An 11,201-nucleotide genomic window follows, 5' to 3' on the forward strand; every position below is an offset into this window, starting at 1 on the left:
CATTTTAACATTATCATAAGCTTCTTCAGTATTGCTATGAGGGAATATATAATTTTTAGCACTTGATGTTATTGTAAATCTTATTCTATGTCCTTTTTTGAAATTATTAGATATTTTTGAAGTTCTTATAATGAATTTATATACTTCACCAGGTTCCATAAGTTCTAATTTTGCAAAATCATTTCTATATTTTGCAGTCAAAATCCCATCTACTAATTTTATAGAATTACCTTCTTCATCGACATCAAGAACCCGTACAACCCAGTCAGTATCTACAGCACTACTTGAAGCATAAAATTCAGCTATTATATCACCAGTTATAGTCAAATCTTCTTCTAATGGTTTCGAAGTATAACATAGAATATCTTTTCTTTTCTCTTCATCCTTATAATTTTCTGGTACAGACACTTCATTTTCAGAAACATCTATAAGGTGCAATGCTGGGTTTTTAGGATCATAAACATAGGTATCCTTTTTATTTTCTTTCACAGCTTGAAATGATAATTTCCCATCACCAGAAGAAGTATTTGCATTACCGCAACTATCTAAATACATATCTGTATATTTAGTATTAGGCAAAGGCCAATTAGAAGAAGTTTTCCATTCATTAGTACCAACCGTATAATATTCTACTACAGCTCCTTCATTTATTTTATTTTTTACATCCTTTAGGTGACAATCAAACCATGCTAAATAATTATAGTCTAAATCATAACGCAGTGCATTGTCTCCAAATGGTACGCCATGTAGATCTCTTATAGAGTTACCACTATGCATCCAAGGTCCTAATATTACTTTTTTGTTTTCTTTTGGAAAGTCTTTAGTTACATCTAACGCTTCCGTTGTACCCATACCATTATCATCATACCAACCTGATACAATCATAATAGCTATATCTTTTTTTATATTATTTTTCTTAGCAAACCAGTCAGTTTTTTCCCAGTACTCATCATAAGAATCTCTATTTAACCAGTAGTCTAAGAATTCAACAGGGTAACCTAAAGCTTTTGGAGCAATATTTGCAAAAGGTCTTATATTTAGAACTTCAGTCCAATCATCACGTGCCATTAATTCTGGTTTGAATTTTCTTTGTGATACAGAAAATGCCCATGCTAACATCCCTGAAACAAAAGCTCCACCTTTTCTAGGCATATCTGTAAATGGTCCTCCTGCTGTTACTATGCTTATCATAGATTTTAAATAAGGATTCCCTGTAGATGCAAGAGCCCATTGTACATAACCACCATAAGAGCCACCTATCATGCCTATTTTTTGGTTACACCAAGATTGATTGGCAATCCAGTTTGCTGTATCATCCCCATCATCTGCTTCATAATACATTGGTAACCATCTACCTTCTGATTCATTTCTACCTCTTACATCTTGAATTACAAGGGCATATCCTCTTTGAACATATTTCAAATGATGTTGTAAAAAAAGTTCTTTACCATAAGGTGTTCTTACTAAAATAACAGGTAATTTTTCATTTAATCCTTTAGGTAAAAAAACATTTGTTGAAAGCTTTACACCATCTCGCATTTCTACCATAAATTTTTCTAAGAATTCCACTGGATATATTTTTTCATCTGCATAATTTTCTTTCCATATCTTAAGTGAAGTGTTTAATTCATAACCTTCCTCTACTAGGCAAGTACACCATTCTCTAGCAGAGCAATTAATTCCTACTATTTTATTATCAGCAACTATCATATCCAAAGGAAATTTTTTGTCTCTTTGAACCCAAATACCATTATATCTGGAATATCTTTCTCCAAAAGGCGTTTCTATTTTATTTTTGTTACAATTTACAAATATATCTTCATAGATTGAAAATCTTTCGTTTAACAATTTCATATCAATTTTTGTAAAATCGTTATAAAATATATAATCTTCTTCTGATAATTCTTTTAATTCTTCAAATTCATTATTAAATGGATTAAGCTTCTCATGAAATACATTAGAACCATCAAAATAGAGAAAACCATAACAAATACCTGATTGATACAAAGCAAATTTTCTCAAACTTACATCCCTCCTTACATGCCAAGTACTGCTTTAATTGCATATGCAACTGATATTCCTGCATAATTCCCTAGTAATCCACCTATAACTCCCATAACTACTGCCACACTTACTAAAGAATTCCAATTTGCTGATGAAGCTACTAAAGCTGATGTAGGACCATCTCCAATTGCAGCTATAATTCCTAGAAGCACATATTGATATCTTATCTTAAACAATCTTGTTAATGCAAAATGTAAAAGTAAGCTTCCAATTACTACTATAAAACAGAATAAACTAATAGCAAGGGTAGAACCAAAGAATTCTCTTAAGTCTACTGCAAAACCTACAATAGATAAAAAAAGTAATCCTAAATACAAGCCCAAATCTAGATTCCCTTTAAGTTGTTGAACTGGTTTAAATTGTGCTATTATTACAGCAATTGTAGTTATGAGTAATATTCTAACTGCACTACTAAAAGAACCAGGAATAAAACTAGATAAATATGTTGATATAGCAGTTACTCCAAAACCTATTGCTAACATCCAAGCTATGTCTTTAATACTCCATTTCTTTTCATCCATTAAAGCTGTATCATCTCCTGAAATTAATTCATTTTCAGGTACTGAATATGGCCAATGCTTTTGAAAAGTTTTTGATTTTTTTAAAAATGCAGGTGCTGCAAATAATAAAATCATGGAAGGCATCCCTATAACATAATCAGCTGCATTAGCTGCTGCTATAGTTTTGCTACTAGCTTCAAGCCCTGCTGCAATAGCATTTAATTGACTACTGCCACCAGTATATGTTCCTACAAACATTCCTGCAACTTTCCATCCTTCATCAATTTTAGGAGCAAAAATAAGTCCTGCTAAAAAAGCTACAAAACAAACACTGAATACTGCAAGAACTACTGTTATTAAAGGTTCTTTTGACATCTTTAACAAAGATTTTAAATCTACACCAAGGAGCATTATTGCAATAGCTACCGGTATAGCATAATACATTATTGTTCCATAGATCTCTGTACTGACTGGAACAATTTTAAAATTCGAAAGTACAATTCCTAAAATAATTACTGTTAATGCTGGTCCTAAGCTTTTAAAAAGTTTAAATCTTTGTAGATAAAGTGCACTTGCAATCATAATAGATATTATTGCAAGTAAAGCGGGGGTACTTGTAAATAAAGCTTCCATCTAAACTCCTCCTTATTAATTAAATTAATGTCAAAGAAAAAAATATATTTGACACTCAAATCTTATTTTTTAAGCACTTTATTTCAATTTGATTATGCTTTTCTCTCGTTGCAAAGTTTTACAATAAATATAATTACATATTAACTTCAATTCCTAATCCAGGTTTATCTAGTAATGTAATAAGACCACCTTCTCTTTTAAATCCTCCCTTTATTAAATCTGATTCTTGACAATACATAAATGAATCTAAATCAGCCTCGGTAATATTTTTCTTTGCTGCAACCAAACTTGCTGCAGCTGTTATGGCAACTCTTGTTTCAAGCATACATCCTAGCATACAATTGATACCTGCAGCTTCGCCAACAGCATTGATTTTTTCTGCTGGATAAATACCGCCACTTTTCATTAATTTTATGTTCAATATATCTCCAGCTTCTTTTTTAACTGCCTTTAAAGCATCATTAGAATTATGAATTGCTTCATCAAGCATTACTTTTATATTAGTTTTTTTTCTAAGAATAGCAGCTCCATCTAAATTCCAATATGGTAAAGCTTGTTCTATAGCTTCTACATTATATTTTTCTAGAGCTTTAGATACTCTGATAGCTTCATTTACGTTCCAACCTTGATTAGCATCCATTCTGATTCTTATATTCTCCCCTACTGCTTCCCTTATAAGTCTTATAGCTTCTATATCTTCTTCAGGGGATATACCTGCTTTTATTTTTAATATTTTAAAACCTAGTTGTACTTTTTCTTTTGCATCTTCTGCCATTTCTTTTGGAGATGATATTCCTATAGTCATATCTGTTTCAACTTTATTATCAAAACCTCCAAGAATTTTATAAAGTGGTGCATTCATTACTTTCCCTTTGATATCATGGAGAGCAATATCAATAGCAGCTTTTGCAGCAGTATTTCCTATAATTGCTCTATCCATAATATGATGTATTTTTTCTATAGCCAAAGGATCTTGACCAATTAATAAATTTTTAAAATCTTTTAAAGTTAATAAAACAGTATCTAGGGTTTCTCCAGTAACAGGTGAAAATGGTGCTCCTTCTCCAAAACCATAATAACCTTCATCTGTAATTATCTTTACAATAACCGTTTCACAATATTCTACAGTTCCTAATGCTACTACAAATGGTTTCTTTAATTTGATTTTAATTTTTTCAAACTTCAAGTCAATAATTTTCATAATCGATCCTCCTAATATAATTTTATATATACTAAAATTTATTGAAAATTATAGTATATATAAAATATTAACACTATTTAAAATTTTAGTCAATATAAAATAGTTAAGTATACCTAAAATTTTTTCAAATATTTTCAATGAATTATAGTGTTTCCTTTTGGATAATCTAATTTGGAAAGGATGGTGAAAAAATGACTGTACAAAGTGATTTGCAAAAAGCAATAGCTTCTTGCGAAGCAGCAAAAGGCAGTTATTCTTTAATGGCTCAATCTACAGAAGATCAACAAACAAAGCAAACCTTTGAACAAATGAGTTCTGAAGTAGATAGACATATTCAATTTCTAAACGATAGATTAAATTATTTAAATGAAAACAACCCTCTTAATAGCTAATAAAAAAGGAGAACAAGTAAGTGTTTCCTTGTTCTCCTTTTTTATCAAAGTTAATATCCATATCCATCATTAATCATTTGAAACTATAGATTTAGTATATATGCTTTCAACTACAGGGAAAATAATGGTTATACGAGTACCTACATCTATTCTACTCAATATTTCAAAATTGGCACCGTGACGTTCAATTATCCATTTTGCTATTGATAATCCTAAACCTGAACCTCCTGTTTTTCTTGCCCTAGATTCATCAGAACGATAAAAGCGATCAAATATATAAGGTAAATCCTCAGCATCTATTCCTATACCACTATCTTGAACAACAATATGAATGTCTTTATCTTTATTAACTACTCTCAATATGATTTTCTTCCCATTAGGTGTGTATTTTACACTATTATCCACTAATATCCTAATAGCTTGTTTAAAAAGCTGTCTATCTACATCAATATAAGATGGCCTATCTAAATCAATTTCAAAATTATGGCTATCGTCAATCATTTGGGTTTCTCGTACAACCTCATCTACTACTTCGCAAGCATCTAATACTTCCTTATGAAGCTTAATAGTTTCATTGTCTCCTCTTGCTAGGAAAAGAAGTTGCTCTACTAAATCTTTCATATTTTCTGTCTCCGTTTTAATTGCATGAATTGATTCTTCCAGTGTATTCTCATCCTTTTTCCCCCAACGGTCAAGAAGATTTGCATATCCTTGTATAACGGATATAGGGGTTCTTAACTCATGAGAGGCATCAGAAACAAAACGAACCTGAGATTGATAAGAATCGTTAATACGGTTTAACATATCATTTATAGCAGAAGCTAAATCTTTAAGCTCATTTTGAGAACTATCAACAGATATACGGCTATCTAGTCTATTAGCATCAATATTACTAATTGCTCCTGCTAAATCTTTGATATAGGTCCCATCAGCTTTATAAGACACCTCTGCATTAAGGTTTTTAGCTTTTTCTGTTAAATCAGATAAAGGTTTAAGAGTTCTCCTTATCATTCTAGAGCCTTTTTTTATATTTCTAATTAATATTATCAACTCAAAGATCAGTATTATAAAAAATAAATAAAAAAATAATTTCAAGTTAGAGCCTAAAGAATATATTATTTGATAATATATTCCATCAACAGAAAACCCAATAGTATACTTTACTAAATATATTCTTTCTAAGAACTTCATTTCCTTAAATTGCTGAGGAATACTTATATTTCGTATAGCATCATCTATTTCTACAGGTAAGTTCTTTTGTATACTACCAGGAAGCTTAACACCCTTTGAAAGTTCTTCACCTATCAATATTTCATGATTTTTACTTCCATAGTTCATAAAATATAAATTATCAGGATTCCGTTCTATTATCTCAATTATCTCTTGGATCCCTTCCTCAGTTTTCCATAAAACAACAAAAAAACTCATTAGAATAATAAGGAGATTTATTATCAAAAATCCAGAAAGTATTCTCCCTAACATTCCTACATTGAGTTTAATAACAAGAGATGAACGTATTTTATTGGTTATATTAGTTGGAGGTGCATTTTTTTTACTCATCTTTGATTACATACCCCACTCCCCGAACAGTATAAATTATTTTTAATCCAAAGGGTTCTTCAATTTTTGCACGAAGATACCTAATATATACATCAACTGCATTGGTTCCACCTGAAAAATCATATCCCCAAATTTGTTCAAGTATGGTTTGGCGACTTAAAACTATGTTTTTGTTTTCTAATAGATAATGTAATAAATCAAATTCACGTTTCGTTAAATGTACTAAAGTATCATAAATATGTACTTCCCTCTTCAAAGGTTCTAAATGTAATGGTCCAAGTCCAAGTTCAGAGGATGATTCTGACATATTGCTATTTTCCCTTTTCCTAAGAGCTACCCTAATTCGAGCTAACAACTCCTCTATTGCAAAGGGTTTGGTAATGTAATCATCAGCACCTCCATCAAGACCTGTAACCTTATCTACTACAGCATCTCTGGCAGTAAGAAGTATAATAGGCAAATCAGAGAATTGTCGAATTCTTCTTAGAACTTCAATTCCATTTAATTTTGGTAACATTATATCCAATAGTATAAGGTCAAAGGGCTGGGTTCTAGCAAGTTCCAGCCCATCTCTTCCATTAAAAGCCTTTTCCACTTCATACCCTTCATATTTGAGTTCTAATTCTATAAAACGTGCTATTTTTTCTTCATCTTCAATTATCAGAATTCTTTCCATCGGATTTCTCACCTTTAACTTCATTTTTTAAATTCTCAGCCACATCAGCAACTGAATCCATGGCACGGTTTACATTTTCCTTTCCTAAATCCGGACCACTGAATATATATTTATAGCCAAAAAATAGTCCTACAATCATAAGTGGAATTGTAATCCAAAACATAAATAGTAGAAGAACTGCCAATACAGTTACTGGTATTGCCATTATCTTATCTCCGTCTTTAATAACTTCCAAGTGGTTCTTATTACCTTTATTTATTATTTTGCCTGCCCATCTAAAAAACTTACCTAATAGTTCTCCAAAGGATGCACCGTCATTTTCTTTGCTACTATTGCTTCCACTATGCTGTTCATTTCTTCTATCTTGTTGTGAATTCTTAGAACTGTAATAACCTCCACCTTTAGGTGGTTTAATGCGATTCTGTTTTTCAAGATTGATGATTGCTTCAAGCATATCCCCATTGGTTTCTTCAAGAGCAGCCTTTGCCTCATCATAAGAAATATTTGCCCTCTGACGTAATTCTTCAACTTGTTCCAAAGTAACCATAATAAAACCTCCTGTTATTTAATGTGATCTCATTATAACAACAGAAACTTTGAAAAGGATTTAAGAAAGATTAAAATTTGATTAAAATTTAAAACATCCTTGGATTTTTTTACCATTATATCATATGGAAGTTTTCTTAGCAATTGGATGTGATTAATAAAAAGGTAACTATTTACCTCTCTTTTACTGCTTTTACAAATTTAATTATTTCATCGTAACTTACTATATCATAATCCTTTTCATGAGGGGCTTCTGCATAAGCAAAGGATACATTGCTTATTGTAGTTAAGTCTGTTCTCCATGATTTACATGAACTATGATATTGAGAGATACCAGTTTCATTAATTAAATATGTACAATTAGATGCATTAACACCACTACCAGCTAATATTTCAATTTTATCTCCATATTTGTTTTGAAGTTTAGCCAATAAGTCTACTCCTTCTACTGCTTTGGGTTTTAGCCCACTAGTTAAAACCCTCTTTACTCCCAAGTCAATTAATATATCCATAGCTTCATAAGGATCTTTGACGCAATCAAAAGCTCTATGAAAAACTGCTTCTTTATTATATTTATGAATAATATCTATTATCATGCTGCTTTTATCTTTATCTATGCTTCCATCTTCATCTAAGCATCCAAATGCAATTCCTTTAATATTAAAATCCATCATAGATTTTATATCGGCTAACATAGTCTGAAATTCATAATCATTATAATAAAAACCACCTGGACGAGGTCTTGCCATTACTATAATAGGAATATGACATTTTTCTGATACTAATTTTATAGTTCCCATAGAAGGAGTCAATCCTCCTAAGTGCATAGCACTATTAAGCTCTATACGGTCTGCTCCAGCTTTTTGTGAAATTAAAGCATCTTCTAAGCTACCACAGCATATTTCAACAATTTTTTCCATTATATCTCTCCCATTCATATTTAATATAATTCTTTAGTTGCAACTTCATATTTTGTTTTCCCATGTTTTTATATAATATTTAAATAATAAATTAAAATAATAACTTCTTGCTAATTACCATTTTACTAAATCGGTAGGAAATTGTCCAAACTATATATCAATAGTTATAATAATATATATAAAACATACTTTAATGTTCCAATTGTACTATGGTATAATTAGTAGAGTATTTGTTAAGAGGTGATTAGCTTGAAAAATAAAAGAATTAAATACATAGTATTATCTGTTTTAGTTTTAGTATTTATTATAGTAGTTTTAAACCTTGGAAAATTAAAGTTCATGTTTAATATGCTAACTAGTTATAATAAAGTTCATAAAGAAAATTACGAAGAACTTTCAAATGAAAAAAGTATAGAAGTAAAAGAAAATCCTATAGATAAAATAATCAAAGAAAAAGACGATACTGATGTCCCAGAAAATTTAGAAAAAAATTCTGAAGACAAATCAGCAAAAGATGAAGTAGAAATTTCTGATAATAATAGTGATTCTGTCGGCAAAATTGATAATACCTCTTTTTATAATATAGTCAACCAATATAATGAAAAACTTCTATCAATGCAAGAAGATTACGAGGCTAAATTGGATAGTTTAATACAATCTGGATACGAAGAATATAAGTCCGGTAAAACATCTAAAGTAAAACTTGCCAATAAATATTTAGATATAGGTAGCAAACTAGAAAAAGAAAGTGATAAAAATTTTAATTCTTTATTAAAGGAAATGGAAAAACAATTGAAAGCGAATAATCATGATACTTCTATCATTAAAGATTTAAATGAATATTATAATTCACTAAAAGAAACAAGAAGAAGTCAATTAATGAAAAAAGTTAAAGAATATATGGATTAAAACGAGCTTAGGAACCTTTTTAAGGTTCCTATTATATTTAAAACTACTTTAAATATTTAATTATAGTCTTGAACTAAAACTTAAAAAGATTTAACCCTACTTCCTCATCAAATTCTCTGTCTACTACGCCCTCTATTGTATCTATTATTATCTCACCAGTAGCACTAATTACTGCTGAAGTTAAATGGCCCCCATGTACATTATAATTATGATCTGCTAAGGTAATATGAAGATGAAGATAGACTTCTCCATCCATTTGAGATATATTTCCCAAAAGGCTTGTAATTTCCATATCTCCAGTTAACTCTTTTGAATGGTATTCCTTAGTACTAGTTTCAAATAAACCTATCACTGCCTTATTTACAGCTCCAATACCAGTAATAGTACCTAGTTTAATTTCTTCTTTTTCACATAAGGCTTTAATAGATTCCACAACTTCTTCACCTTTTTCTAATCTAACAACATATTTACTCCCAATTTTTTTAAATTCCATATTTATCCCTTCCTTTATATATATTTTAAAAGAAAAATTCCTTTAAAAACGACAATCCTAACCTAAAACCAAAGAATATAATTATTATTCCACAGATAATATTAATCCATTTAATGAAATTCTTATTTATTCTTTTTTGAAATATAGATACTATTGTCGATAACGAAAAAAACCACAAAAATGAAGCCAGACAAAATCCTAATATGAAATATTTGCTCATCCCATCAGGTATATAGGCATGATAGCCACCTAATAATAAAGACCCATCTATAATCGCTTGAGGGTTTAACCAAGTTACAGCAAAGGTATCTCTTAGAATATTTAAATAGGACTTTTCTAATTCTATATCTGTATCTATATCTGGAGAAGATTTTATAATACTATAACCTATATAGATTACCACTACACTTCCTACTAATACTATAATTCCTTTTAATAAAGGTATTTTATTTAATAATAATCCAATTCCAAAAAAACAAGCTAAAGCCAAAGTGATGTCGAAAAATATTGTTGTAAAAGCTACACTATAGGCCTTTCGTCTACTTCCTCTTATAGCTGAGTTTATCACATATAAGTTTTGCATCCCTATAGGTGCTACATATCCAAATCCTAACATTAATCCCTGTAATAGATAACCCATATGTTTTCCCCTTTACCTTTTATTTCATCTATTATATCATATAATAATTCCTTTCACTTAAAAAAGGGCTATCAAGAAATAGATAATCAATAAAAACAGTGTAGTAAATTCAGAAACTGCCAGAAAAGTTAGATTGTCATCCTGAACCGAAGGTGAAGGATCTTGTTTTGTCTCCTTTATAGATTCTTCGCTAACGCTCAGAATGACAAATTTAGCACTTTTTTATCTGAATAGTTATCAAATAATTTTTTTATTCTGGTTCTGCCTGTTCATAATCGCCTATTCTTGCATATGATTCTGCAATAGCACATTTCATATTATGGATAATATTTTCACTTTCATGAGGAAATTAATTAACGAACTCTTTGCAATAATTTATGCTTTTTTTAAAATCTGTTTGACTATTCTAGATAAAAATGGAGTGGAGTTTCAATTCCTTATAGGTAGTCTAGAAACGCAGATATGAGTACTGGGGTTAGACCTTGGGATTTAGTTTCAATTCCTTATAGGTAGTCTAGAAACGTTAATTAAAAAAGATGATAAGTACAAGGAAGTTGTGTTTCAATTCCTTATAGGTAGTCTAGAAACGATTAACTATGATAAACTGACAAAACAAGTAAAGCTAGGTTTCAATTCCTTATAGGTAGTCTAGAAACCTATCGAATCT

Annotated in this window: 11 protein-coding genes; 2 read left to right on the forward strand and 9 right to left on the reverse strand. The window is 30.1% G+C overall.

Translation table 11 applies throughout. The annotated features are described in order from the left end of the window. The 3 genes from VK998_RS04530 to VK998_RS04540 form a co-directional block, all read right to left on the reverse strand. Positions 1-2,022 (reverse strand): CocE/NonD family hydrolase (locus VK998_RS04530; protein WP_325225973.1); only part of this gene is annotated, 2,022 nt, incomplete at its 3' end. Between the two features lie 14 nt (positions 2,023-2,036). Then, complete coding sequence (locus VK998_RS04535) at positions 2,037-3,197, reverse strand: DUF819 family protein (RefSeq protein WP_325225976.1); 1,161 nt, start codon at positions 3,195-3,197, stop codon at positions 2,037-2,039. A gap of 133 nt (positions 3,198-3,330) precedes the next feature. After that, positions 3,331-4,398, reverse strand: a complete 1,068-nt coding sequence (locus tag VK998_RS04540; RefSeq protein ID WP_325225977.1) for a mandelate racemase/muconate lactonizing enzyme family protein — start codon at positions 4,396-4,398, stop codon at positions 3,331-3,333. A 191-nt stretch (positions 4,399-4,589) separates the two neighbouring features. On the opposite strand from VK998_RS04540, the gene VK998_RS04545 reads away from it, so the two are divergent. Next, complete coding sequence (locus VK998_RS04545) at positions 4,590-4,790, forward strand: DUF1657 domain-containing protein (RefSeq protein ID WP_325225979.1); 201 nt, start codon at positions 4,590-4,592, stop codon at positions 4,788-4,790. 69 nt (positions 4,791-4,859) lie between these two features. Here the strand turns inward: VK998_RS04545 and VK998_RS04550 are convergent, their stop codons facing one another. From VK998_RS04550 to VK998_RS04565, 4 genes are all read right to left on the reverse strand, one after another. Beyond that, positions 4,860-6,350, reverse strand: coding sequence for a sensor histidine kinase (locus VK998_RS04550; RefSeq protein WP_325225980.1), 1,491 nt, complete (start codon positions 6,348-6,350; stop codon positions 4,860-4,862). Then, a complete protein-coding gene (locus VK998_RS04555) occupies positions 6,343-7,026 on the reverse strand; it encodes a response regulator transcription factor (protein WP_325225983.1) in 684 nt (227 codons plus the stop codon). Before VK998_RS04555 ends, VK998_RS04550 begins: the two co-directional genes overlap by 8 nt. Further along, positions 7,004-7,573, reverse strand: coding sequence for a DUF4342 domain-containing protein (locus VK998_RS04560; protein WP_325225985.1), 570 nt, complete (start codon positions 7,571-7,573; stop codon positions 7,004-7,006). The genes VK998_RS04555 and VK998_RS04560 overlap by 23 nt, the downstream gene beginning before the upstream one ends. A 172-nt stretch (positions 7,574-7,745) precedes the next feature. Next, positions 7,746-8,492: a copper homeostasis protein CutC gene (locus VK998_RS04565; protein ID WP_325225988.1), complete on the reverse strand. Its 747-nt coding sequence runs from the start codon at positions 8,490-8,492 to the stop codon at positions 7,746-7,748. A gap of 249 nt (positions 8,493-8,741) precedes the next feature. Here VK998_RS04565 and VK998_RS04570 point away from each other — a divergent pair, with 249 nt between their 5' ends. Continuing rightward, complete coding sequence (locus VK998_RS04570) at positions 8,742-9,401, forward strand: hypothetical protein (protein WP_325225990.1); 660 nt, start codon at positions 8,742-8,744, stop codon at positions 9,399-9,401. Positions 9,402-9,474: 73 nt separating this feature from the next. On the opposite strand, the gene VK998_RS04575 is transcribed toward VK998_RS04570, so the two are convergent. Both VK998_RS04575 and VK998_RS04580 read right to left on the reverse strand, forming a co-directional pair. Further along, positions 9,475-9,894 (reverse strand): PPC domain-containing DNA-binding protein, encoded by a 420-nt coding sequence (locus VK998_RS04575; protein ID WP_325225993.1) that lies wholly within the window; start codon positions 9,892-9,894, stop codon positions 9,475-9,477. Between the two features lie 25 nt (positions 9,895-9,919). Then, positions 9,920-10,534, reverse strand: a complete 615-nt coding sequence (locus tag VK998_RS04580; RefSeq protein WP_325225995.1) for a LysE/ArgO family amino acid transporter — start codon at positions 10,532-10,534, stop codon at positions 9,920-9,922. Positions 10,535-11,201 lie beyond the last annotated feature (667 nt).

It is taken from the genome of Schnuerera sp., from assembly GCF_035459645.1.
GTDB lineage: Bacteria > Bacillota > Clostridia > Tissierellales > Tepidimicrobiaceae > Schnuerera.